This window comes from Naasia aerilata (assembly GCF_030296595.1).
In the GTDB taxonomy this organism is placed as follows: Bacteria; Actinomycetota; Actinomycetes; order Actinomycetales; family Microbacteriaceae; genus Naasia; species Naasia aerilata.
Map to the genome: position 1 here is coordinate 601,364 of NZ_AP027731.1, position 23,209 is coordinate 624,572.

The 23,209-nt window shown below is 71.3% G+C and carries 25 protein-coding genes, 1 tRNA gene and 3 pseudogenes; 15 read left to right on the forward strand and 14 right to left on the reverse strand.

Annotation, left to right across the window (positions count from 1 at the left end; all coding sequences use genetic code 11):
• Positions 1-9: 9 nt before the first annotated feature.
• Together QUE51_RS03215 and QUE51_RS03220 are read right to left on the reverse strand one after the other, a co-directional pair.
• Complete coding sequence (locus QUE51_RS03215) at positions 10-774, reverse strand: hypothetical protein (protein ID WP_286278171.1); 765 nt, start codon at positions 772-774, stop codon at positions 10-12.
• 210 nt (positions 775-984) lie between these two features.
• Entirely contained in the window at positions 985-1,395 is a 411-nt protein-coding gene (locus QUE51_RS03220) for a pilus assembly protein CpaE (protein WP_286278172.1), read from the reverse strand.
• A 63-nt stretch (positions 1,396-1,458) separates the two neighbouring features.
• Between QUE51_RS03220 and QUE51_RS03225 the strand changes: the two genes are divergently transcribed.
• Positions 1,459-2,364: an aldose 1-epimerase family protein gene (locus QUE51_RS03225; protein ID WP_286278173.1), complete on the forward strand. Its 906-nt coding sequence runs from the start codon at positions 1,459-1,461 to the stop codon at positions 2,362-2,364.
• A gap of 13 nt (positions 2,365-2,377) precedes the next feature.
• On the opposite strand, the gene QUE51_RS03230 is transcribed toward QUE51_RS03225, so the two are convergent.
• Positions 2,378-2,542, reverse strand: a complete 165-nt coding sequence (locus QUE51_RS03230) for a hypothetical protein (protein WP_286278174.1) — start codon at positions 2,540-2,542, stop codon at positions 2,378-2,380.
• 137 nt (positions 2,543-2,679) lie between these two features.
• Here QUE51_RS03230 and QUE51_RS03235 point away from each other — a divergent pair, with 137 nt between their 5' ends.
• The 3 genes and pseudogenes from QUE51_RS03235 to QUE51_RS03245 all read left to right on the forward strand — a co-directional run bounded on the left by QUE51_RS03235 (position 2,680) and on the right by QUE51_RS03245 (position 6,345).
• Positions 2,680-2,868, forward strand: coding sequence for a DUF2795 domain-containing protein (locus tag QUE51_RS03235; protein ID WP_286278175.1), 189 nt, complete (start codon positions 2,680-2,682; stop codon positions 2,866-2,868).
• An 80-nt stretch (positions 2,869-2,948) separates the two neighbouring features.
• Positions 2,949-4,381: pseudogene (locus tag QUE51_RS03240) on the forward strand (lipase maturation factor family protein).
• A 96-nt stretch (positions 4,382-4,477) separates the two neighbouring features.
• A pseudogene (locus QUE51_RS03245) lies at positions 4,478-6,345 on the forward strand (glycoside hydrolase family 15 protein).
• A gap of 59 nt (positions 6,346-6,404) precedes the next feature.
• Here QUE51_RS03245 and QUE51_RS03250 read toward each other — a convergent pair.
• A pseudogene (locus QUE51_RS03250) lies at positions 6,405-7,759 on the reverse strand (glucose-6-phosphate dehydrogenase).
• A 150-nt stretch (positions 7,760-7,909) separates the two neighbouring features.
• Here QUE51_RS03250 and QUE51_RS03255 point away from each other — a divergent pair.
• The gene (locus QUE51_RS03255; protein WP_286278176.1) at positions 7,910-9,691 is read left to right on the forward strand and encodes a thiamine pyrophosphate-requiring protein; all 1,782 of its coding nucleotides are present in this window, start codon (positions 7,910-7,912) and stop codon (positions 9,689-9,691) included.
• Between the two features lie 159 nt (positions 9,692-9,850).
• Here the strand turns inward: QUE51_RS03255 and QUE51_RS03260 are convergent, their stop codons facing one another.
• On the reverse strand, positions 9,851-10,414 hold the full coding sequence (locus tag QUE51_RS03260) for a mismatch-specific DNA-glycosylase (RefSeq protein WP_350226753.1): 564 nt from the start codon (positions 10,412-10,414) through the stop codon (positions 9,851-9,853).
• Between the two features lie 65 nt (positions 10,415-10,479).
• Here QUE51_RS03260 and QUE51_RS03265 point away from each other — a divergent pair, with 65 nt between their 5' ends.
• The 4 genes from QUE51_RS03265 to QUE51_RS03280 are packed head-to-tail and all read left to right on the forward strand — an operon-like array spanning position 10,480 to position 13,169.
• Positions 10,480-10,773: a DUF503 domain-containing protein gene (locus QUE51_RS03265; RefSeq protein WP_286278179.1), complete on the forward strand. Its 294-nt coding sequence runs from the start codon at positions 10,480-10,482 to the stop codon at positions 10,771-10,773.
• A gap of 23 nt (positions 10,774-10,796) precedes the next feature.
• Positions 10,797-11,609: a polysaccharide deacetylase family protein gene (locus tag QUE51_RS03270; RefSeq protein WP_286278180.1), complete on the forward strand. Its 813-nt coding sequence runs from the start codon at positions 10,797-10,799 to the stop codon at positions 11,607-11,609.
• Positions 11,606-12,589 (forward strand): YeiH family protein, encoded by a 984-nt coding sequence (locus tag QUE51_RS03275; RefSeq protein ID WP_286278182.1) that lies wholly within the window; start codon positions 11,606-11,608, stop codon positions 12,587-12,589. Before QUE51_RS03270 ends, QUE51_RS03275 begins: the two co-directional genes overlap by 4 nt.
• Before the next feature lie 52 nt (positions 12,590-12,641).
• Entirely contained in the window at positions 12,642-13,169 is a 528-nt protein-coding gene (locus QUE51_RS03280) for a hypothetical protein (RefSeq protein ID WP_286278183.1), read from the forward strand.
• A 1-nt stretch (position 13,170) separates the two neighbouring features.
• On the opposite strand, the gene QUE51_RS03285 is transcribed toward QUE51_RS03280, so the two are convergent.
• Positions 13,171-13,446 carry a zinc-ribbon domain-containing protein gene (locus QUE51_RS03285; protein WP_286278184.1) on the reverse strand — a complete coding sequence of 92 codons (276 nt, stop codon included), beginning with the start codon at positions 13,444-13,446 and terminating at the stop codon, positions 13,171-13,173.
• A 136-nt stretch (positions 13,447-13,582) separates the two neighbouring features.
• Between QUE51_RS03285 and QUE51_RS03290 the strand changes: the two genes are divergently transcribed.
• Positions 13,583-14,257 (forward strand): endonuclease/exonuclease/phosphatase family protein, encoded by a 675-nt coding sequence (locus QUE51_RS03290; protein ID WP_286279238.1) that lies wholly within the window; start codon positions 13,583-13,585, stop codon positions 14,255-14,257.
• 43 nt (positions 14,258-14,300) lie between these two features.
• On the opposite strand, the gene QUE51_RS03295 is transcribed toward QUE51_RS03290, so the two are convergent.
• Complete coding sequence (locus QUE51_RS03295) at positions 14,301-14,819, reverse strand: PrsW family glutamic-type intramembrane protease (RefSeq protein WP_286278185.1); 519 nt, start codon at positions 14,817-14,819, stop codon at positions 14,301-14,303.
• A gap of 579 nt (positions 14,820-15,398) precedes the next feature.
• Here QUE51_RS03295 and QUE51_RS03300 point away from each other — a divergent pair.
• Positions 15,399-15,791, forward strand: coding sequence for a PPOX class F420-dependent oxidoreductase (locus QUE51_RS03300; protein WP_286278186.1), 393 nt, complete (start codon positions 15,399-15,401; stop codon positions 15,789-15,791).
• A complete protein-coding gene (locus QUE51_RS03305) occupies positions 15,775-16,365 on the forward strand; it encodes a TetR/AcrR family transcriptional regulator (protein ID WP_286278187.1) in 591 nt (196 codons plus the stop codon). The genes QUE51_RS03300 and QUE51_RS03305 overlap by 17 nt, the downstream gene beginning before the upstream one ends.
• A gap of 12 nt (positions 16,366-16,377) precedes the next feature.
• Here the strand turns inward: QUE51_RS03305 and QUE51_RS03310 are convergent, their stop codons facing one another.
• The 6 genes from QUE51_RS03310 to galU form a co-directional block, all read right to left on the reverse strand.
• Entirely contained in the window at positions 16,378-16,806 is a 429-nt protein-coding gene (locus QUE51_RS03310; RefSeq protein ID WP_286278189.1) for a VOC family protein, read from the reverse strand.
• 81 nt (positions 16,807-16,887) lie between these two features.
• Complete coding sequence (locus QUE51_RS03315) at positions 16,888-17,319, reverse strand: OsmC family peroxiredoxin (RefSeq protein WP_286278190.1); 432 nt, start codon at positions 17,317-17,319, stop codon at positions 16,888-16,890.
• Positions 17,320-17,447: 128 nt separating this feature from the next.
• Positions 17,448-17,520: transfer RNA gene (locus tag QUE51_RS03320), tRNA-Ala, on the reverse strand.
• 216 nt (positions 17,521-17,736) lie between these two features.
• Positions 17,737-18,627: a hypothetical protein gene (locus QUE51_RS03325; protein WP_286278191.1), complete on the reverse strand. Its 891-nt coding sequence runs from the start codon at positions 18,625-18,627 to the stop codon at positions 17,737-17,739.
• Between the two features lie 146 nt (positions 18,628-18,773).
• Positions 18,774-19,424 (reverse strand): GNAT family N-acetyltransferase, encoded by a 651-nt coding sequence (locus tag QUE51_RS03330; protein WP_286278192.1) that lies wholly within the window; start codon positions 19,422-19,424, stop codon positions 18,774-18,776.
• Positions 19,425-19,433: 9 nt separating this feature from the next.
• Complete coding sequence (galU, locus tag QUE51_RS03335) at positions 19,434-20,324, reverse strand: UTP--glucose-1-phosphate uridylyltransferase GalU (protein WP_286278193.1); 891 nt, start codon at positions 20,322-20,324, stop codon at positions 19,434-19,436.
• A 40-nt stretch (positions 20,325-20,364) separates the two neighbouring features.
• On the opposite strand from galU, the gene QUE51_RS03340 reads away from it, so the two are divergent.
• Genes QUE51_RS03340 through mscL form a run of 3 tightly spaced genes read left to right on the forward strand, consistent with a single transcriptional unit; the run spans position 20,365 to position 21,870 of the window.
• The gene (locus QUE51_RS03340; RefSeq protein ID WP_286278194.1) at positions 20,365-20,964 is read left to right on the forward strand and encodes a 5-formyltetrahydrofolate cyclo-ligase; all 600 of its coding nucleotides are present in this window, start codon (positions 20,365-20,367) and stop codon (positions 20,962-20,964) included.
• Positions 20,965-20,986: 22 nt separating this feature from the next.
• Complete coding sequence (locus QUE51_RS03345) at positions 20,987-21,358, forward strand: FmdB family zinc ribbon protein (protein ID WP_286278195.1); 372 nt, start codon at positions 20,987-20,989, stop codon at positions 21,356-21,358.
• Complete coding sequence (gene mscL / locus QUE51_RS03350) at positions 21,355-21,870, forward strand: large conductance mechanosensitive channel protein MscL (RefSeq protein WP_286278197.1); 516 nt, start codon at positions 21,355-21,357, stop codon at positions 21,868-21,870. Before QUE51_RS03345 ends, mscL begins: the two co-directional genes overlap by 4 nt.
• A gap of 33 nt (positions 21,871-21,903) precedes the next feature.
• On the opposite strand, the gene QUE51_RS03355 is transcribed toward mscL, so the two are convergent.
• Entirely contained in the window at positions 21,904-22,080 is a 177-nt protein-coding gene (locus tag QUE51_RS03355; protein ID WP_286278198.1) for a hypothetical protein, read from the reverse strand.
• Positions 22,081-23,209: the final 1,129 nt, after the last annotated feature.

A 23,209-nucleotide genomic window follows, 5' to 3' on the forward strand; every position in this document is an offset into this window, starting at 1 on the left:
GCGACCGCTCTAGAGGACGTGCCGCGGCCGGGAGCGCCGGCGCAGCACGCCCGCGGCGATCGCGCACCCGGCGCTCAGCGCACCCATCGCGATGATGAGCGCGAGCAGGCCGGAGTCGTCGGGCGACGGGATCAGCGAACCCTGCGACGCGGTGTTGCCCGCGAGGAGGCGGGTGTTCGGCTCCACGGTCGTGGGCAGCGTCGAGCGGACCTCCTCGAGCGCCGCTCCGCCGGCCTTGCTCTGCGCCTGGGTGAGGGCAGGACCGGAGGGCGCCACAGCGGCGCCCGCGGGAGCGGCGGTCACGACGGCGTCAGAGGAGGCCGAGGAAGAGGCCGAGGAGGATGAGCTCGAGGATGAGGTGCTCGTACCTCCCGAGGTGCTCCCGCCGGAGCTGGAGGGAGCCGGATTCGTCGTGGGGGCCGGCTGCTGCTGGCTGGGCTGTGGCGCGGGAGCGGCCGGCGCGGGCGCCTGGGTCGAAGGCGTCTCCGTCGAACCACCGGACACGTCGTTGCTGCCGGTATCAGTGCCGGAGCCGCCTCCGGTCGAGCCCGTGCTGCCGCCCGGGGCAGGTTCGGTCGTTCCTGATGCGGGAGGAGTCTCGGTGCTGGAGTCGTCACCACCCTGTCCGGTGTCCGCAGGCGGCTCTTCCGGGGTGGTGGGCGGAGTCACGACGACGTCGCCGACGCCCTCCTCGACCTCGTCGAGGCACTCCTGCTTGTCCTGGCCGAGAAGAAGCAGACAGTCCGCCGAAGTGAGCCCGTACGCCGCGCTCACTCCCCTGCCGTGAGCCCGGTGGCGAGCGCCAGGCCCGCGACGACGCGGAACGCGATAGACGTGCGCAATTCTCCCCCTCGTGCGTGTCGCGACACCCCCGTGCGGCGACCACGTCTTATCCTGCCCCTCCTTCGAGGGACACGCCAGACCGTGCTGTCTACCTCGGCGTCGATCCGCTCCCTCGCCTCAGGAGCAGGCGCGAGAGCGCCGTCAGTCGGGCGACGAGGCCGCCACGAGGGTGAGGAGGGCTTCGGCGTACGCGTCCGCCGCGCTCGGCGAGGAGTAGCTGAGCTCCTTCCCGCGGAAGGCGATGTCGACGACATAGCCCTCGCCGTCAGGCCGCAGACCGCGGAAGGTGCCGCCGAGCAGCTCGCGCAGCTGGTCCTCGCGAGGCAGCCACAGCGCGTCCTCGATCGCGACGGAGTCGAGCGCCCACTCGGTGGTCCCGTTGAAGCCCAGGATCGTGCCGGTCGGGTAGCTGTGCGCCTCGATCGTCATGTCGCTGAGGGTGAAGACGTCTCCGCTGAGCTCGGCACCCTGGATGCTGAACCGGTCCCCCGACTCCGGCTTCCAGCGCAGTCCCGCCGTGCGCAGGGCCAGGGCGAGGGGACGCGAGATCACCCGGTCATTATCCGCATGCTCGCTGAGGAAACGAGAAGCGGGCGCGGACGGCAGAATCGGAGCGTGACTCCTCTCTCCGGCACCCAGATCTCGATCGCCTCGGGCGACTACTCGGCGGACATCGCGACCGTCGGCGCGACGCTGCGCAGCCTGCGCCACCGGGACCGTCCGCTCACCCTGAGCTTCGACGAGGACGAGGTCCGTCCCCGCTATCTCGGCGCGACCCTCATCCCCTGGCCGAACCGGATCGTCGACGGAAAGTACCGGTTCGACGGCGCCGAGCGTCAGCTCGCCCTCACCGAGCCGGAGCGCGGGCATGCGCTGCACGGCCTGGCGGTCTGGCTGGACTTCGACATCGTCGAGCAGTCCGAGGACGCCGTCACGCTCGGCACCACGGTGCCGGCCCAGGAGGGCTACCCCCACCGCATCGCGGTGACGGTCGACTATCGGCTGACGGCGGACGGCCTCACCTGCACGACGACCGGGCGCAACACCGGCCCGAGCCCCGCGCCGTTCGGCACGGCGCCGCATCCCTACTTCTCCGCCGGCCCCGAGCCGGTGGACGAGTGGACGCTGACGCTCCCCGCCTCCCGGCTGCTGGAGACGGATGAGCGCCTGTCGCCGCTTCGCGAGGTGGAAGTCGACGAGGCTCGGGACTTCCGCGGCGGCGTCCTCCTGGGCGACACCCAGCTCGACACCGCGTTCACCGGCCTCGAGCGCGGGGACGACGGCATCGCGGAGGTGCGGATCGAGTCGCCGTCCGGGACCGGCGTCGCTCTCCGCTTCGGCGAGGAGTACTCCTGGGCGCAGGTCTTCACGAGCGATCTGCCGGAGGAGCGCCTGCGCCGCCGCGGCGTCGCGGTGGAGCCCATGACGTGCCCGCCGGACGCCTTCAACACGGGCATCGACCTCATCGTGCTCGAGCCGGGCGAGGAGTTCACGGGCGTCTGGCAGGTCCGCGCCCTCTGACGAGGGTGCGGCCTCAGCGCTTCCGCTGGCCTCCGGCGGCACCGGTGTCGAGGTCGTCGCCGGCCTGCAGGTCCGGTCCCTCGGACTCGGTGATGTCGATGTCCCAGTCGGCGGGGTTCTCCGGGATGGTGGGGCGGTCGCGCTCCTCGTCGGGCGTCTCGCGATCCTCGTCGGCCATGGCATCTCCCTCGCTCGGCGGCCGGAGTCCCGGCTCTGCACCGGAGTGTGGTCGCTCCCGGCCGCACCGTCAACGGCTAGCCGGGCCGTCGCGGGCGAATTACCGTCGGGCACGAGACACCAGAGAAGGGAGCCGACATGGCCGTCAGCCCGATCGAGATCCAGAAGGCACTGGGCGGGATGGACTACCCCGCCGACAAGGACGCCGTCGTGAAGCACGCGGAGTCCTCCGGTGCCGGCGACGACGTGATGGAGGCTCTGCGCGGCCTCCCCGAGAAGACCTACGAGCGTCCGACCGACGTGAACGAGGCCGTCGCCAACTCCTGAGCGGGAGCGGCCGCCGCGGCTCCCGCGGCGGCCGCGTCAACTCCCTTGAGAGGCTCGGACCACCGACTTAGCGTGGCGCCATGGAGTGGCTGGCGGCGACCGACTACGAGCTCGCGCGGCAGGTGCTGCAGCGCGGGATCGCGGCCGTCTATCTGATCGCCTTCCTCTCCACGGCGGCGCAGTTCCCCGCACTCCTCGGCGAGCGCGGCCTGCTGCCCGTCCCCCGCCTCGTCGCGGTCGCGGGCGACCGGCTCGGGCCGACCCTCTTCCGCTGGCGGTACTCCGACGCCCTGCTGCGCGGCGTTGCGGTGACGGGGGCGGCGATCGCCGCGCTTCTCGTCCTCGGTCTTCCTCAGCTCGGGCCCCCGTGGATCCCTCTGATCGCCTTCCTCGCGATCTGGCTGCTGTACCAGTCGGTCGTCAACGTCGGGCAGACCTTCTACGGCTTCGGCTGGGAGACGCTGCTCCTCGAGGCCGGGTTCACGGCCGCCTTCCTCGGCTCCGACCAGTCGGCGCCGCCCACGACCATCCTGATCCTCTTCGTCTGGCTGGTGTTCCGGCTCGAGTTCGGCGCCGGGATGATCAAGATGCGCGGCGGCGAGGAGTGGCGGAATCTGACCGCGCTCTACTACCACCACGAGACGCAGCCGATGCCGAACCCGGTGAGCCGGTTCGCGCACCTGCTCCCAAGCCGGTCCACCGTCTCGAGGTCGTCGGCAACCACATCGCTCAGCTGATCGTGCCGTTCCTCCTCTTCTTCCCCCAGCCGATCGCGACCGTCGCGGCGGCTCTCGTGATCCTCACGCAGGGCTGGCTGGTGGTCAGCGGCAACTTCGCCTGGCTGAACTGGATCACGATCGTGCTCGCGTTCGCCGCGGTCAGCGACTCCGCGGTGCACTGGCTCGTTCCCGCCGTTCCTGCGGACGTGGGGCAGGAGGCGCCCCTCCCCCTCTACTGGCTGGTCATCACACTCCTCGCGACCGCCTTGCTCGTCGTCCTGAGCTTCTGGCCGGCGCGCAACCTGGTCTCGCGGCACCAGCTCATGAACGCGAGCTTCAACAAGTGGCACCTCGTCAACGCGTACGGAGCATTCGGCAGCGTCACCCGGCGCCGGTACGAGGTCATCGTCGAGGGCACGCTGGACGACGTCCCCGAGTCCGGCGCCGCGTGGCAGGAGTACGAGTTCAAGGGCAAGCCGGGCGACCCGCGCCGCATCCCGCGCCAGTTCGCGCCGTACCACCTGCGCCTCGACTGGCTCATGTGGTTCCTGCCGCTCGGCGGGGACGACCGCTGGTTCCTCGTGTTCCTGCGGAAGCTCCTCGAGGCGGACCCGCCGACGCTGCGACTGATGCGCCGGGATCCGTTCGGCGGCGAGCGGCCCCGGTTCGTGCGCGCCCGCATGTTCCTCTACCGCTTCGCTACGCGCGCGGAGCGGCGAGAGTTCGGCACGTGGTGGATGCGCGAGCCGGTCCGCACCGTGGTCCGCCCGGTCGAGCTAGACGACTTCGCCTGAACCACGCCTCCCGCATCCGAGGCCCCTTCCGCAACCCGTGCCGGCGCATGCTGCGGGCGGAATAGCCTCGGAACGCAATCCGAGACGAGGAGCAGCATGGCGACGAGAACCACCCCCATCGCGGACTACGCGATGATCGGCGACCTGCACACGGCGGCGCTGATCACCCGCGACGGGAGCATGGACTGGCTCTGCCTGCCCCGCTTCGACTCCCCTTCCCTGTTCGGCGCGATGCTCGACAGCGACGAGGCCGGCCACTGGGCGCTCGCTCCGGTCGGCGAGGTGCTCGAGACGAGCCGCGCCTACCTGCCGAGGACCTTCGTCCTCCGCACGGTCTGGCGCACCGCGGAGGGGAGGCGGAGGTCCTCGAGTTCATGCCGCTGCACGACCGGGCCGCGAACGTGGTGCGCCGGGTGCGCGGGCTGTCCGGGCGCGTCCGCTTCCAGGAGGCCATCCGCGTCCGCTTCGACTACGGCGAGGCGATGCCGTGGGTGCGCCAGGTCCCGGAGCGGGGCGGCAACGCGCTGCTCGCCATCGCCGGCCCCGATGCCGTCCTCGTCCGCGGACCCCGCCTCAAGGCCAACGGGCTGCGGCACACCGCCGAGTTCGAGGTGGGCGAGGGCGACACCGTCGACATGGTCCTCACCTGGTACCCCTCGTACCGCGAACCGCCGATCCCCATCGACGTCGACCGCGAGCTGCACCGCACCGTCGCCTGGTGGGAGGACTGGGCGTTGCGCAGCCAGCCGCCGTCGCCCTATGACGAGCAGGTGCAGCGGTCGCTCCTGGTCCTTCGCGCCCTCACGCACGAGGACACCGGCGGCATCGTCGCGGCGGCGACCACGAGCCTGCCCGAAGAGGCGGGCGGCGTCCGGAACTGGGACTACCGCTACGTGTGGCTGCGCGACGCAGCCCTCACCATCGGCGTGCTCATGACGCACGGCTACCGCGAGGAGGCCGAGGAGTGGCGCGGCTGGCTGCTCCGCTCCATCGCGGGTGACCCCGCGGACGTGCAGATCATGTACGGGATCGGCGGCGAGCGCCGCCTGGCCGAGTACGAGCTGCCTGCCCTGTCCGGGTACGGCGGAGCCGCTCCGGTGCGCGTCGGCAACGCCGCCTACCTGCAGCGCCAGTGGGACATCTTCGGCGAGGTCATGGTCGCCCTGCACGGCGCTCGCGAGGCCGGGCTGAAGGAGACGCGCGCGTCCTGGCCTCTGCAGGCGGCCCTGCTGGGCTTCCTCGAGAAGAACTGGCAGCAGCCCGACCGGGGCATCTGGGAGATCCGGGGCGAGGAGAAGCACTTCGTGCACTCGCGCGCCATGGTGTGGGCCGCCTTCGACCGCGGTGCGCGCGGCGTGCGGGACTTCGGGCTGCCGGGCGACGCCGACAAGTGGGAGGCGCTGCGCGACCAGGTGCGGGCCGAGATCCTCGAGCAGGGCTTCGACGAGAAGCGGAACACGTTTGTGCAGCACTACGGCGGCACGGGCGTCGACGCCTCCCTGCTGCAGCTCACCCAGATCGGCTTCCTCGAGCCCGACGACCCGCGCATGCTCGGGACGGTCGCCGCGATCGAGGAGGACCTGATGCAGGACGGGCTGCTCCTGCGCTACCGCACCGAGTCCGGCGTCGACGGGCTCGAAGGCGGCGAGCATCCGTTCCTCGCGTGCTCGTTCTGGCTCGTCGAGCAGTACGCCGCCTCGGGCCGCGTGGCGGACGCCCGGAAGCTGATGGACCGCCTCACCTCGCTCGTCAACGACCTCGGCCTCCTCAGCGAGGAGTACGACGTGGGCGCCGGCCTGCAGATGGGCAACACCCCGCAGGCGCTGAGCCATCTCACGCTCGTGCGCGCGGCCGATGCGATCGCGGCCGCCGAGCGCGGCCACGAGGATGAGCTGCCGCTCGTGCGCGGCGAGTCGGAGGGCCGCCAGAACGAGGACAAGCCCGAGTCGCGTCCGGCCGGCTAGCGCGCCTCGGCGGCGCGGCGGTCGGGCGCCTCGGCCGTCAGGGCACGACCGGCCCCCGGCTACCAGCCCTCGGGACCGGACGAGCCCGCCGGGTACTCCTCGAGGGGGACCTTGTCCTCGCGCCAGGCCGCGAGCACCGGGTCGACGATGCGCCAGCACTCCTCGGCGATGTCCCCGCGCACCGACAGGAGCGGATTGCCCTCGAGGATGCCGCGCAGCACCTGCCCGTACGGAAGCAGCTCCCCCGGCTCCTTCTTCACGCTGAGCGTGCTCTGCTCGAGCTTGAACGGGTCTCCGCTGCCGTTCATGGTGACCCGGAACTCGACCTCCCCGGTCTTCAGGTCGAGCACGACGCGGTCCGCCGCCGGCGCTCCGCCGAAGTCGGGGATCTCGGGCGCGGGCACCATGTGCACGCGGACCTCGGTCGTGTACTTGCCGATCGCCTTCCCGGAGCGCAGCACGAAGGGCACCCCGTGCCAGCGCGCGGTCGCGACCTCGAACGTCACCTGGGCGAGCGTCTCCGTCTGCAGCTTCGGGTCGACGCCCTTCTCGTCCGCATAGGACGGCAGCTCGCGGTCGCCGACCTTCCCGGCCGAGTACCGCGCCCGGTGGCTCGCCGCGACCGGGTCGCCGTTCCACACCTGGGTGCTGCGGAGGACCTGGGCGATGTTGGACCGGAGCTCCACCTCGTTGAGCTTCGGAGGCTGCTCCATCGCGACGAGGGCGAGGACCTGGAGCAGATGGCTCTGGATCATGTCGACGAGCGCGCCGGCCTTGTCGTAGTACCCGCCGCGACCCTCCAGACCGAGGGTCTCGTCATAGACGATCTCGACGCGGTCGACCGTCCCGCTGTGCCATACCGGCTCGAAGAACTGGTTCGCGAAGCGCACGCCGAGGATGTTCAGCACCATCGACATGCCGAGGAAGTGGTCGATCCGGTAGACCTGCTCCTCCGGCACGAGGCGGCCGATGAGGCGGTTGAGCTCGCGCGCCGACTTCTCGTCGACGCCGAAGGGCTTCTCCAGCGCCAGCCGGGTGCCCTCGGGCAGCTCCACCCTGCGCAGCGCGCGGCACACCTTCGCGGTGACCGCCGGGGAAGCGCGAAGTAGATGACCGGAGTGTGCTCGCACGCGGCGATCAGCTTCTCGAGGTCCTCCTGGCTCGTCGCGTCGGCCTTGATGTACTGCGTCGACTCCAGGTAGCGGTCCGCGTCCTTCGGGTCCTGCACCTGGCTGAAGCTGTCGCGGATCAGCTGCTTCCACTCCTCGTCGGTGCGGTCCTCCATGCTGGAGCCGATCACCTGCACGTCGTAGTCGTAGATGCTGAGGAGGCTTGCAAGACCCGGCAGCAGCAGGCGCTTGGTGAGGTCGCCGCCGGCACCGAGGATGAGCACGCTCACGCTGGGGGTCGCCATGTTCCCGAGCGTACGTCGCGCCCCCGGGACGAGCCAGGCCGCCCCCGCCCCCTGGCGCGACCGACCGCGCCGGGTGTAACAGAGCCCGTGGGGTGTCAACCCCTGCCCGCCGCATCAGGCCGATGGAACGGTGGGACCAGGAGGTGCCGGATGGCGGACAAGACGGTGGCGGACGTGGTCGTCGAGCGGCTCCGGGACTGGGGCGTGCATCGCATCTTCGGCTACAGCGGCGACGGCATCAACGGCTTCATGGAGGCCCTGCGGCGCGCTGACGGGGACCCCGAGTTCGTCCAGGCCCGGCACGAGGAGACCGCCGCGTTGATGGCCGTCGGCCACGCCAAGTACACGGGCGGAGTGGGCGTTGTCACCTCCACCCAGGGTCCGGGGGCGATCCATCTCCTCAACGGCCTGTACGACGCCAAGCTCGACGGCGTTCCCGTCGTCGCGATCGTGGGTCAGCAGAACCGCAGCGTGCTCGGCTCCGGCTACATGCAGGAGGTGAACCTGCAGACGCTCTTCTCGGACGTGGCCGCGCAGTTCTGCCAGCTCGTCTCCACGCCCGAGCAGGTCCCGTCGGTCCTCGACCGGGCCTTCCGCACCGCGCTCGCCACCCGCTCCCCCACCGTGGTGATCCTTCCGCACGACATTCAGAAGGCGGACGCCCCCGAGCTCGAGGCGGAGCACGGGATCGTCGTCACAGCGGCCGAGTTCCGCCGTCCGGTGGTCACGCCGGCGGCCGGCGACCTCGATGAGGCGGCGGCTCTCCTGAACGCGGGATCCAAGGTCGCGGTGCTCGTCGGCCAGGGCGCGAAGGACGCGCAGGAGCAGGTGGTGGCGGTGGCGGAGCGCCTCGGGGCCGGCATCACCACCAGCCTCCTCGGCAAGCCGTACGTCGACGAGACCCTTCCCTTCGCGGTCGGCACGATGGGCCACCTCGGCACGACCGCGAGCGCGGCGCTGCTCGGCGGCTGCGACACCCTGCTCATCGTCGGGTCCAACGACCCGTGGACGGAGTTCTACCCCCAGCCCGGGCAGGCCCGGGCGGTGCAGATCGACCTCGACGGGCGCATCATCGGCAACCGGTACCCCATCGAGGTGGGGCTGGTCGGCGACGCCGCCACGACGCTCACCGCGCTGCTCGAGCGCCTCGACGAGAGGACGGACCGCTCCTGGCGGAACGAGGTCGAGGCCGAGGTCAGGCGCTGGGAGGAGGTGGCCGAGACGCGTGCCAACGTGCCGGCCGACCCGGTGAACCCCGAGCTCGTCGTCCGCACCCTCGGCCCGCGCCTGCCCGCCGACGCCCGCATCGCCCTCGACGTCGGCAGCGTCGTGTACTGGTACGCCCGCCAGCTGCGCCTGCCGGTCGGCGTGCCCGCGCACGTGTCCGGCACGCTCGCCTCCATGGGCTGCGGGGTGCCGTATGGCATCGCCGCGAAGCTGGCCGCGCCCGGGCAGCCGGTCGTCGTCCTCACGGGCGACGGCGGCATGCAGATGACCGGCGTCGCCGAGCTGATCACGGTCGCCCGCATGTGGGAGCAGTGGGAGGACCCTCGCTTCGTGGTGTGCGTGCTGCACAACGGGGACCTCGCGGAGGTGACCTGGGAGCAGAGGGAGATGGAGGGCGCGCCGCGCTTCGTCGCGAGCCAGGCGCTTCCGTCGTTCCCGTTCGCCGGCTATGCGGACCTGCTCGGCCTGAAGGGCATCCGCGTGACCAGTCCGGACGAGCTCGAGGCCGCGTGGGACGCGGCGCTCTCGGCCGATCGCCCCGTCGTGCTCGAGGTCCTCACCGACCCGAACATCCCGCTCCTGCCGCCCTTCCCCGCCGGAGCGGCGAAGCTCGACTCGATGCGCGCGGGCATCGACCAGGAGGACGAGCACGTCGAGCACACGCGCCGCCTCCTGGATACCTACGCCTCGCACGAGGAGGACTGACACTTCTGAACCCTCGCCCCCCCACCGCTGATTGAGGAGCGCCGCAGGCGCGTCTCGAAATCACACCCTTCCGGGGATCTCCCCGCGTCCCGTGGATTTCGAGACGCCCGCTGCGCGCGCTCCTCAATCAGCGGAGAGGGGTGGAGGCGGACGCCGTTCTCACAGCAGGGCGATGCCCGCCGCGAGCGCCGGCTCCCGGTAAGCCGCCGCCAGTGTGGCGAGCGACTCGTGCGCGTTGAGCCCGCTCGGGTTCGGCACCACCCACAGCTCGGCGTCCGCGATGCGCACCGGCTGCCGGCCCGGCACGGCCTTGGGCATCCCGAAGCCGGTGCGATAGGCGCCGATGCCCAGGATGGCGACGACGCGCGGGCGCCACTCGGTCACGCGCTCCGTCAGCAGCGCGGCGCCGGCGCGGTACTCCTCGGCGGAGAGCTCGTCCGCCCGGCTCGTCGCCCGGGCGACCAGGCTCGTGATGCCGACGCCACGGTTGATCAGGTGCTGCCGGTCCGCCGCGCGGAGGCCCTCCGACGCGTCGATGACACGGTCGAGGATCCCGGCCGCGGCGAGCGCCGGGTAGAACCGGTTGCCGGGTCGAGCGAACGGGGCGCCCGTCGCGGCGGTCCACAGCCCCGGATTGATGCCGACGAGAAGCAGTCGGAGGCCGGGCCCCACCGTCGGCTCGATGGTCTTGTCCCGGAACGACTCCAGGTAGGCGCGGCTCATCGGCACGCCCCCATCCTCGCCGATCGCGCGCCGGTGCTGGCAGTGCCGGTGGCAGGCTGGCAGCCATGTGGATCGGCTGGATCGAGTTCGACCTGCTGCTCGGCGACGTCCACTCCCTGAAGGAGAAGCGCAGCATCGTCCGCCCGCTCGTCGCGGAGCTGGCGCGCCGCTTCGCGGTCTCCGCTGCGGAGGTCGGCGCGCAGGACCTGCACCGCCGCAGCACGATCGGGGTGAGCCTGGTGTCCGGGGACGGCTGGCACATCCGCGACGTGCTCGAGTCGATCGACCGGTTCGTCGGTGAGCGGCCCGAGCTGCAGGTGCTCGCGAGCCGGCGGCGCCTCCTCGATTCGGACGACTGACGGGGCCGGTGCAGAGTAGGGGCATGGCGACCCTGCTCCTCGGCTACGACGTGGAGTACGCGACCCCGGACGGCACGACGGCCGCGTTCCTCGAGCGGGTCGTCGACGTGCACACCCGCTGGGCGGCGCCCCTCACGCTGTTCCTGCTCGGCGAGACCCTCGAGCAGAACGTCCGGGCGGTGCAGCGCGCAGCGTCGTCGCCGCTCGTGAGCGTCGCCCAGCACACCTACTCGCACAGCCTGCTGCGGCCTCTCCGAATCGACACCGGGACCAGCGTCACCACGCTCGAGGCCGGCTCGCCCGAGCGAATCGACGAGGAGCTCCGCCGCACCAGCACCCTGATTCGCGAGCACCTGGGCCTGGACTGCGCCGGCCTGACCGCGCCGTACACGTACTTCCGTGGCCTGCAGGGCCACCCCGAGCTTCTCGAGGTGCTGCGGAGGAACGGCATCCGGTACGTCCGCTCGGACGGACGGGATGCGCGCGGCTACCAGCCCGTGCCGCGGACGCCGCCCTACTGGTACGACGCCGACGGATACCCGGACATCCTCGAGATCCCCACCCACGGGTGGCACGACTGCGTGGTGCGTGAGGACGTCCTCGGCTGGGACGATCTCGACGGCTACGTCGGGCTGGTCACCGCGGAGATCGACCGCGCGGTCGCCGACGACGGGCTGTACTCGATCTGCGCTCACGACTGGAGCAGCATCCGCGGTGATCCGGAGCTGACCCATGTCGACCGCATCCTCTCCCACGCGCGACAGCGCGGGATGGCGATCGGGACCTACGGCCAGGTGCACGAGGAGCTGCGCGCCGCTCGAGCGGCCATCGCATGAGCACGGCGGGCACGTCGGTCCGGACGGCCGTCCCCGGTCTCGCCCTCGCCGGAGCGGCCGCGCTCACGGCGTGGGCCGCGAGCGCGGCGCTGCCCGCGGTCCCGCTGCTGACCGTCGCGGTCGTGCTCGGCATCGTCGCCGGCCAGCTGCGGCTCCCGGACGCGGTGCGCCCCGGACTGGCGGTGGCGTCCCGCCGGCTCATGCGGATCGGCGTCGTCCTGCTCGGGCTCAAGCTCAGCCTCGGCGACATCGCCCGGCTCGGCCCGGTGGCGATCCTCAGCACGGTCGCGGTCGTGCTGCTCACCTTCGCGCTGACCTACGCGCTGGGGCGGCTGCTGCGGCTGCCGGGGCACGAGCCCCTCCTGCTCGCAGCGGGCTTCGCCATCTGCGGCGCCTCGGCGATCGGGGCGATGAGCTCCGCCGTCCGGGCGAAGGACTCCGATGCGGCCACCCCGGTGGCCCTCGTCACCCTCTGCGGAACGCTCGCGATCTTCGTCCTGCCGCCGCTGCAGAGTCCGCTGGGTCTCGATGCCGAGCAGTTCGGGCACTGGGTCGGCGCCGGGGTGCACGACGTGGGGCAGGTGGTGGCGACCGCCCAGGTGGCGGGCCCGCTGGCACTCGCCCTCGCACTCGTGATCAAGCTGACCCGTGTCGCCCTCCTCGCTCCTCTCGTCGCCGTGACGGCAGCCGTGGAGCGGAGGCGCAGCGCGAACGCGGGGGCCCGCCCGCCGGTCGTCCCGCTGTTCGTCGCCGGCTTCGTCGCCGCGGTCCTCGTGCGCTCCTTCGTTCCGCTGCCCGACCCGGCGCTGCACGCCGCCGACACGGTTCAGACGGCGCTGCTCGCGATGGCGCTCTTCGCGCTCGGCACGGGCGTGCGGCTTCGGCGCCTGGTCACCACCGGATGGCGCGCCGTGGTCGTCGGGCTGACGTCCTGGGTGCTCGTCGCCGGCCTCGCTCTGCTGGCCGTGCACATCTCCTGACCCGCGGCCGGAGCGGGCGCCGCGGCGCCCGAACGCGCCGTACAATCCGGTCATGGAGCGTGCCAACAGCACCACGCTCGTGGTGGTCGGCGGCGAGGCGTCCCTGCTGGAGGACCTCGACCGCCTGCCCAACGTGCGTGCCGCCAGCCTCGCCGGGCGCCCCGAGGCGGCGGTCAAGTCCTTCGTCGAGGGCGCGAACACCGCGTACGTGGCGCATGACCGGGATCCGCTCGAGCACGTGGCGTCAGCCTGGGTCGAGTTCTACGACGATCGCGGCACGCTCGGAACGCTGGACGTGGAAGTGGAGGCGACAAGCGCTCTCCTCCGCAGAGGGGACGCCTCACTCCCCGACTACTACGTCGTGCTCGACCCCGAGGCGCTGCCGCCGACGTGGAAGCACTGGTGGCTGGGCGTGCTGCCGGGGGTCGCGCCCATGCGGGTGCTCCCGGCGGAGAGCGACGCGGACGCCGTCCGCCGGGTGCTCCGCCGGCTGCCGTCGGGCCGCACATGGCCGGAGTCGCTCGACTGGCTGCACCGGCTGACGCGGAACGCGCCGGACCGGCTGGACCTCGGAGGCTAGCTCAGTAGGACGCGCCCGGGATCCGGCCGCCGGCGCGGGCCGCGGACCACTCGAGCGCGTGGTTCGCCTGCTCCTCCGTCAGCGCCGTGGTGCCGCCGCAGTTCGAGCACTCGACGAAGTGCCTGCGCGACAGCGTGAACAGGGGGATGAAGAAGAGGGTGAAGCGGTTCACCCGCCGGTACACCTGCTGGGGCACGGCGAGCCCGCAGAAGTGGCACACGAACGTGACGGTGAGCATCGCCTCCAGATAGGCGCGGGTTCCGAACAGCAGCAGCACCCCGCCAGCGTACGAAGCGTTCCGAATGTTCGGGATCGGCTTGACGGGGGCGTATCCCTCTGCATGGGCGAGGGCTCGGCGAAGGCTCCGGCAGAGCCAGGTAGGGTGACTCGGTGCGTACGGGAGGGGTGGGCAACTGAGGATCGTCAGCTACAACCTGCGGAAGCATTCGGCCGTCGGGGAGCTCACCACCCTGGCCGACGACCACGCGGTCGACGTGCTCTGCCTGCAGGAGGCGGATACGACCGACCTTCCCGAGCGCGTCGGGCACCTCGTGCTGGTGGAGGCCACGCGGAACAACCGCCTCGGTCTCGCGGTGTACTGCCGCGAGGACCGGTACACCGTCCGAGCGACGAAGGTGCTCGCCGTTCACAAGTCGGTGCACGACCGCATCCTGGCCCCCGCGCACGAGCGCCTGCTCGCCGTGCACCTGCTCGACCGCGAGACGGGCAGGGAGGTGCTGGTCGGCGACTTCCATGCCGCGCCGCTCACCGCATCCAACTCGCTCCGCCGCAAGCAGATCGCGGCCGCGCACGACGGCATGCGCGCCCTCGCCGATCACCTACCCGCGCTCATGGTGGGCGACTTCAACTATCCGTGGTTCATCAGCGCGCTCGAGCGGCGTCTCCTCACGTCGGGCTACACCCTGACCCGCAGCACCGAGCCCACCTACGAGCGCTACCGCTACTTCTCGGGCTACTTCGACTTCGTCACCTCGACCGGCTTCTCCATCGACAAGGTCGACGTGCTCCCCGCGGGCGCCTCCGACCACCGGCCGATCAGCCTCACCGCACACATCACCGACGACTGACGCTTCTGCGCCGAGCCGCGGGCGGACCCGGGTCGGCCGCCGCTCAGCGAGAGCCGAGCCCGCCCTCCTCGGAGGCGAGGGCCGGGACCGCGTGCGGCTCCTCGAACCACGGGTGCCGACGCACCATGAGCCAGAGCAGCACCAGCCCGATCAGCGAGATGACGATCAGCCCCACCGCGTAGAAGGTGGACGCGAGGGTCGAGACCTCCGCCGCCGTCCCCGGACGGAGGAATCCGTACTGCAGGGCGGGGATCGCGTTGCCCGTGACGACGACGGCGACGAAGGAGGCGATGCCGCCCATCGAGTCCCAGAGGCCGTGCAGCACCGCGACGCCCACGAAGGCGCCGAGCACTCCCAGCGTCAGCCGGTACCTGGTGCCGGTTCGGGATGCGCCGAAGATGGCCGCACCCAGCACGGCGGTCCACAGCACGTGGCCGACCGGGGTGAGCACCGACCGCAGGACCTCGGTGTGCAGGAGCGAGACGAGGTCGAAGCCGCCGGACGTGACCCCGGCGTTGAAGGCGTAGCCGGCCGACTCGAACGCCGCGAAGCCGGCTCCCACGGTGGCGCCCAGGAGCGCCCCTGGCGCCCGGTCTTGGGCACGACGCTCCGGCCGATCACCACGAGGACGACGCCCTTGACGAACTCCTCGATGAAGCCGACGAAGACGTAGGTCAAGGTCGAGGCGCGCAGATCGGCCTCCAGCAGCGACGCCCCGAGCACGCCGAATACGCCGCTGACGAAGAACGCGAGCACGACCTGGATGGCCGTCATGTTGCCGGTGATGCGCTCGGCGACGAACAGCACGACGCAGAACGGCACCAGGAAGCTCCCGAGCAGGATCAGCGTCGGAATGAGGTTGCTGTTCCGGGTGACGATCGTGACGACCGTGGTCAGCACCCAGAGCGCGATGCCGACGAGCAGCGCCTTCCACCACCACCCGTGCCGGGCGGTGCGGACGGATGGGACGGCGACCGCAGTCATTCGTGCTCCTTCAGGCTCTCCTGAATGGTGCGCCCCGCTCGGGGCACTGTGCGACGCATTGACAAGGCCGTCCCGGCGAGACAGCGGAGCTCACTCTTGCGGCGACGGGTTTCCCTGCGCGAGTCTATAAGTAAGCACTTACTTACGGGGAACTCCAATGGTGAGCATCGACACGTCGACCGACTGGGCCCGTTGCAACACCGCGGCGCTCGAGACCCGCAAGCGCGACGGATCCTGGGTCCGCACTCCGGTGAGCCTCGTCACACACGACGGCCGGACCTACTTCCGGACGTACGCGTCAGCCGGCAAGGCGAAGCGGCTCCGCAACTTCACCGAGGTGCGGGTCTCGCCCTGCACGCTCCTCGGCAGGCCCCTCGGGCCCGCCGTCGCCGGCGAGACCCGCCTTCTCGGACCCGAGGAGGCGCTGGTCGCGCGCCGCCTCTTGAGGAGGCGGCACCCCGTCCTGCAGGGTGTAGCCGTGCCCCTGTTCCACCGGCTGATGCACTACCGGACGCTGCACTACGAGCTGACCTTTGCCGACGCGGTCTGACGCGCCCCGCGAGCGCATCCTCGCCGCGGCGTCCGACCTCTTCGGCCGGCAGGGCTACTCCCCCACCACGATCGCGCAGATCGAGCAGGCGGCCGGCCTCAGCCCGGGAGCCGGCGGTCTCTACCGGCACTTTGGCAGCAAGCGCGACCTGCTCGAGCAGGTCCTCACGCGCCAGCTCGACGAGGGGCCGGACCTCGGCGCCTTCCTGTCCTCCGCCGGCGATTCGGGAAGCTACCGCGACCAGCTCCTCGCCGTGGCCCGGGCGGCCCTGCGCCGGCTCGAGCATGAGCGCGACCTCAACCGGCTCCTCGTCCGTGACCTCTCGGCGGCGCCCGAGCTGCTCGCCCTCGTCCGCGACCGCGAGCTCCGCACGGTCCACCGCGGGCTGACCCGGTGGCTGGAGCAGCACCGGCCCGGTGGACGCCTTCCCGCGGCCGAGGTGGCGACCGTGCTGATGGGCGCCCTCAGCCACTACTGGATCCTCGCCGACGTGTTCGGGGGCGAGCACCCCTTCGGGGTGAGCGAGGAGGAGTTCCTCGGCACGCTCGCCGAGATGGCGGCTGCCGCCCCCTGAGACGCCCGTCGGCTACCTGCTCTGCTGCTGACCCGCGCCGATGCTGACCATCCAGGGCACGCCGAAGCGGTCCGTGAGCATGCCGAACTCGTCGCCCCATGGAGCCGGGGCGAGCGGCATGGTGACGGTCGCCCCGTCGAGGAGCTTCTCCCAGTAGCCGCGCAGCTCGGCATCGTCGTCGCCGCTGAGCGAGACGGAGAAGCTGCCGCCGGTCGCCGCCTCGCCCATCGACTTCGGGGTGTCGGACGCCATCAGCGTGAAGCCGGTCGGCGTCTCCAGCTGGGCGTGCATGACCAGCGAGCTCTCGGCGGGATCGTCGGTGCCGCCGAACTCACCGAACGTGCTGACGTTGAGCTCGCCGCCGAACACGCTCTGGTAGAAGGTCATCGCGTCCCGGGCGTCGTCGCGGAAGCTCAGGTACGGATTCAGGCGGGTAGGCATGGGTCCTCCTCGAGGGTCGGTTCCCTGCGATCGTGGCCCGATCCGGCCTCCGGCACCAGAGCCGGAGGCCGGATCGATCCCCTACGAGTTGAGCGTGACCGACGCGAGCTCGATGTCGATGCCCGCGAGCGCCTTCGAGACCGGGCAGTTCGCCTTGGCGTCCTCGGCGAGCTCCTGGAACTTGGCCGCGTCGAGGCCCTCGACGGTGCCGACGACCGTCAGCGCGCTCTTCGTGACGCCGGTGCCGGGAACGAAGCTCACCTTCGCGGAGACGTCGAGCTGCTGCGGCGGCGTGCCGTTCTGAGCGAGGCCGTTCGAGAAGGCCATCGAGAAGCAGGCCGAGTGCGCGGCCGCGAGCAGCTCCTCCGGAGTGGTCGTGTTTCCGTCGCCGGTCGAACGGGCCCGCCAGTTGACGTCGAACTCGGCGGCGGACGACGTCTCGAGGCGGGTGTGCCCCGTCCCTGACATGAGGTCCCCGCGCCAGACGGTGGATGCGCTGCTGTCAACGGCCATGTTGTGTTCCTTCCGGTTCCGCATCCGGGCGTGGCGCCCGGGCGCTCCTGTCATCCAAACACGCCGAAGCTGACAGGCAGGAGGGGAAAAGAAGAAGGCGCCCCTCGCGGGACGCCTTCTCTTTTCGGTGGACCTGAGGGGATTCGAACCCCTGACCTCTTCATTGCGAACGAAGCGCGCTACCAACTGCGCCACAGGCCCAATAACCCGTCCACACTACCAGTTCCGCGGCACCGCCCAGGACGCGCGCCCACCTCCTGCGGGGCACCGGCCTTCGTCCCGTCACCCCTCCGCCACGATCGCTCAGCAGGCACTTTCCGCCTTCAGCAGGCTGAAATCGGCAAATCCAGCCTGCTCGCGGCGGTTTCTGCCTGCTGAGCGAGAGGAAAGGAGAGGAGACGCCCGACTGGCTCGCGGTCAGACGGCGCGGCGGCGGCGGAGGACGTCGTTGAGATCGGTGATGCCCGGTGACGCGTCGTCGAGCAGGCCCATCGCGGCCCAGCTCGCGGCGCGGTCCTTCGCGGCCGGGCGCTGCGGGAGCTGGGTGACCTCCGGCGCGGACTGCGCGGCGCGGAGGGCCTCCTGGGCCTTCGCCGCAGCGATCTTCAGCGACTCGTCGACGGTGACCTCGATGCGGCGGACCGCCGGAACCGGCATGGGCTCCTCGGTGACCTCGCGGCGGGACAGATAGAGCGGCTTGGGCAGCGGGACCGGCGTCCACGTGGGCCGCTCCTCCTCGCGCCGCTCCCAGTCGACGAAGCTCTGCACGGGAGGCGCGACCGCGACCGTCCGGTCGACGGCCTGGCTGGCGCGCCGGGCCGCGGCGACGGTCGCGATGCGCTGGAGCATCCCCAGCGAGCCGAGGACGCCGACCGAGCTGGCGGCGACAAGGAGCCAGGAGCCGTTGGTGATCACCTCGACCACACCGAAGCCGACCCCGGCCACCGAGGCGGCGAGCACGAACGCAGAGAGAAGGCGGGAGCGGCGCAGCCTCGAGGTGGCGAGCGCCGAGACCGCTGCGGCCTTCTGCTTCGGCTCCCGCGGTGCGCGAGCGCTGCGGGCGAGTGCGCGCGCCGCGGCTGCTTCACGGGCGCGCGCGACGGCCTCCGCACGCTGCGCAGCCTGGCGCAGGGCGCGGTGCTGCTCCGCGACGCTCCGGGCGTGGACCTCGGCGCGGACCTCGGCCGGAACCTCCGCCGTCTCGGCGAGGATGCGGAGCGTCTGCTGCAGGCGCACGGCGTTCCGCTCGGTCGCGAGGTACTGGCGACGACGCAGCCACGTGGGCATCAGGTAGACGAGCCAGAGCACCGCGGCGACCGCGATGACGATCCCCCGCCCGCGCTCTCCCCGCCCATGGGCTCACGGTAAAGCCGTGAAGGCGCCGAGAGCCGCAGGCCGTCGGGCGTGTCTTCCCGACTTGCGGCCTCATCAGGCCGAAGGAATCTGTCAGGCCCTCACCAGGCGGGGAAGGGACGCAGCGCCGCCTCGCGGTCCGCGTCGGGGATGTGCGCGGCCTCGGCCGGCACCCGTCCGCTCTTCCAGCGCCCCAGCACGGTGTCGCGCATCTCCTCGGCCACGAGCGCGAAGCAGAAGTGGTCGCGCCAGTCGCCGTTGATGTGGATGAAGCGTCTGCGCAGGCCTTCGTAGCGGAAGCCGAGCTTCTCGACCACGCGCAGCGACTTGGCGTTCTCCGGCCGGATGCAGATCTCCATCCGGTGCAGGCCGAGCTGCTGGAAGCAGTAGTCGGTGGTGAGCGCGACCGCGGTCGGGGTGGCTCCCGCGCCGGCGAAGCGCTCCGAGATCCAGTATCCGGTGGACGCCGAAGACGTCGAGCCGTAGGCGATGCCCGAGACGTTCAGCTGCCCGGCGAGCTCGCCGTCCACCTCGACGATGAAGGGCAGCCCCTGCCCCGACCTCGCGTTGGTCTGCAGCGCCCGGATGCTCGCCCGCGTGTCGAAGCTCATCGGGCCGCGCGGGTTCGTCGCCTCCCACTCGCGGAGCCAGCCGCGGTTGTCGAGCAGCTCGCGCTCGAGTGCGCGGGCGTCGCGCAGGCGGATCGGACGGACGGTGGTCCTTCCGTCCCGGAGGGTGGGAATGATGGCCACGCGTCGACGCTACGGCAGAGTCGCGACGAAATCGCGGAGCCAGGGGCGCAGGTCCGACCCGAGGTCGTCGCGCTCGGAGGCGAGCTGCACGATGGCCTTGATGTAGTCGATCTTGTCGCCGGTGTCGTAGCGGCGGCCGCGGAACACGACGCCGTACACCCCGCCGGCCTCGCCGGTGGCGGCGAGGTGCTGGAGCGCATCGGTGAGCTGGATCTCCCCGCCCTTGCCCGGCTCCGTCTTCTCGAGCACGTCGAACACCTCGGGTCGCAGCACGTAGCGGCCGATGATCGCGTAGTTCGACGGCGCATTCTCGGCCGAGGGCTTCTCGACGAGGCCGGTGATCCGCACCACGTCCTCCTCGTCGGTGGCCTCGACGGCGGCGGCGCCGTACAGGTGGATCTGGGAGGGCTCGACCTCGAGCAGCGCCACGATGGTCGCATCGCGGGAGACCTGCTCCTCGATCATCCGCTTGAGCAGCGGGTCGCGTGCGTCGATGAGGTCGTCGCCGAGCAGCACCGCGAACGGCTCGTTGCCGACGTGCATGCGGGCGCGCAGGACGGCGTGGCCGAGGCCCTTCGGGTCGCCCTGCCGCACGTAGTGGATGTCGGCGAGATCGGTCGACTCGTTGACCCGCTCGAGCTTGGCGAGGTCGCCCTTCGCCACCAGGGTCGCCTCGAGCTCGGCGACGCGGTCGAAGTGGTTCTCCAGCGCGTTCTTGTTCCGCCCCGTGATCATGAGGACATCCGTCAGGCCGGCCGCCACCGACTCCTCGACGACGTACTGGATCGCCGGCTTGTCGACGACCGGGAGCATCTCCTTGGGCATCGCCTTGGTGGCAGGCAGGAAGCGGGTCCCAAGGCCGGCCGCAGGAATGACGGCCTTGGTGATCGGGGAAGGCATACTCGCAAGGTTATCGGGCGACACGCCCTAGGATCAGAGCATGCCGGCCGACGCAGGGCACCAAAAGAGGGCACTTCGAGCCGATCTGCGGGAGCGCAGGCGCAATCTGACCTCCTCGGAGCGGTCAGGCGCAGCCGAAGGACTCACCCGAAACCTCATCGCTCTGACCGAGTCGACGGGCGCCCGTTCGGTGTCCTGCTACCTGTCCGCGAAGGACGAGCCGGACACTCGGGCCTTCCTCGCCTGGGCCACGGAGCACGGCGTGCGCGCCCTGCTGCCCATCTCGCGAGCCGACGGACTGCTGGACTGGACGGTCTACACCGGCGAGGACGAGGAGATCGGCCTCTACGGGATGCCCGAGCCGGCAGCGGGCGAGCTGCTGCCCCCGAGCGCGATCAACGACGTCGACCTGATCCTGGTTCCGGCCGCGTGCGTCGACCTGCAGGGCATGCGGATGGGCTGGGGACGCGGCTACTTCGACAAGACCCTCGGCTCCATGGAGAAGTGCCCTCCGGTCTACGCGGTAGTCTTCGACACCGAGGTGATCGACGAGACGCCCCGCGAACGCCACGATCAGCCGGTGAACGGGGCGGTGACGCCCGCGCGGATCCTCCGCTTCTCCTCCCCGTCCCGATCCTGATCGTCCGGAGTCCTCCCCAGCTATGCCCACCTATGCCTACAAGTGCCCGTCCTGCGGCAACGCCTTCGACATCGTCCAGTCGTTCAGTGACTCGGCCCTCACCGTCTGCGACGTCTGCGGAGGCCAGCTGCGCAAGGTGTTCAGCCCGGTCGGCGTGACGTTCAACGGCTCCGGGTTCTATCGCACCGACTCTCGCGCGAAGACGTCGTCCGGCACCTCGGACTCCGGATCGAAGAGCTCCGGATCGTCCGATTCGAGCTCGAGCGGCTCCAGCAGCTCGGGAACGAGCGGCTCCGGCTCGAACGGTTCCGGCTCGGGCGGATCCGGCTCGGGCGGCTCCGGCGGCTCCGGCTCGAGCGCCCCGTCGACGACGTCGGCGCCGGCGGCGTCGTGACCGGCCCCAAGAAGGAGGCGGGAGCCTTCGCCGGGTTCAAGGAGTTCGTCCTGCGCGGCAACGTGCTGGATCTCGCCGTCGCCGTCGTGGTGGGCGCCGCCTTCACCGCGATCGTCAACGCCATCGTGACCGGGCTGTTCAACCCGGCGATCGGCGCCCTGTTCAACGCGGAGTCCCTCAGCAAGGCGCTCGTGTGGCCCATCCCCACGATCAGCGGTGGAACGGCGAAGATCCAGTTCGGGCTGATCCTCGCCGCGATCCTCCAGTTCCTCATCGTGGCGGTCGTCGTCTACTTCGTCCTCGTCGTGCCGCTGAACAGGCTCAAGCGCATCGCCTTCGCGCGCGAGCAGAACGCGCCGACCGAGTCGGAGGCGGCGCCGCTGCCACCGAGCGAGGCGGAGCTCCTGCTGCAGATCCGCGACCTGCTCGCCGCCCAGGCCGACAAGGACGTCGTCCCGACGACCACCGGCAAGCACGCGATCATCGTCCAGGAGCCGAAGCCCGCCTCCTGACCGTCGCCGCCCGATCCGGGTAGCGGTCGTCGGTCAGTAGTGGGGCGGCTTGTCCTGGATCAGGCGGTCGTCGTTGGGGCCTCTGCGGTCGCCCCACGACTCCTCCGCGTCCTCCCGGGACAGCTCGACGCGGCCGGGTGCCTGCGGGGCAGGGTCGGATCCGGGCACCGGCTCGGTGCGGACCCGGCGGCTCTTGCGCGGTTCTGCCACGCCCGAACCCTAGCCCGCGATGACGGGAATGGCCTCGGTCTGCGGAGCCAGGTGCCGGGCGCCCAGGGCGATCCCGATCCGCAGCGCGACAGCGCCCGGGTCGGCGAACAGCTCAAAGCTGTGCACGCGCAGGTAGTGCCAGCCCAGTCGCTTGAGCATCTCGGGCCGCAGGCGGAGCGCCTCGCGCAGGCTCATGCCGTCGCCGACGGTGGCGTCCGTCTCGATGGCGATGGCGCGGCCCTGGTACGACGCCACGAGACCCAGGCGGCCCCGGTAGCTGAGCGCGACCTCGAGGCCGAGCGCCTGCAGGCGGCGCGACAGGTCGACGAGCATCGCGTCGCTCTCGTCCGACTCGGGCTGCTCCGCGGTGCGCTTCTCCGCCTCCTCCAGGACCTCGGCGAGGGCGAGGACCCCGTGGGCCATCCGGTCCGGGGTGATGTCCTCCGGGCGGAAGCAGGAGACGATGACGAGCGAGCGCCGTGCGCGGGTGACCGCGGACGCGAGCAGGCGATCGCCGCCCGGCTTCCCGAGGGGGCCGAAGCCGGAGAGCATGCGCCCGTGCGGCGTGCGTCCGTAGCCGATGGAGAGGATGACCCGGTCGCGGCTGAGCGCGACGGCCTGCTCCAGCGTCACGACCATGAACGGCTCGGCCTGCTCCTTGAGGAAGAAGTCGGTGACCTCGACGCGCTTCGCGACGGCGCGGAGGACGGCGGCCTGGACCCGCACGGCGTGCTTCTGGCTCGCGGTGACGACGAGGAGCGACTCCTTGGGGCGGTTGACGGCGTGATCGAGGACGAGCTCGACGACGCGGTTCACCTCGGCGTCGACGCTCTCGACGGAGCCGCTGTCCGACTCCGGCATCCCGAAGCCGTCCTGCACGTAGTCGAGCACGAGGCTGGGCCGGCCGAGGAACGTCCCCGCCCAGGGCATCGACTGGATCTTGCCGCCGTAGAAGCGCCGGTTGACGAGCTCAGCGAGGTCCTGGCCTCCCGCGCGGTAGCTCCGGGTGAGCTCGAGGGTGGGCAGCAGCTCGCCCAGCCGCGACAGCGCCGACTGGGCGTGACGCTCGTCCAGCTCCGCCTGGGTGTGCTCGACGCCGGGTGCCTCGCTCGTGAGGTCCTGCACCGCG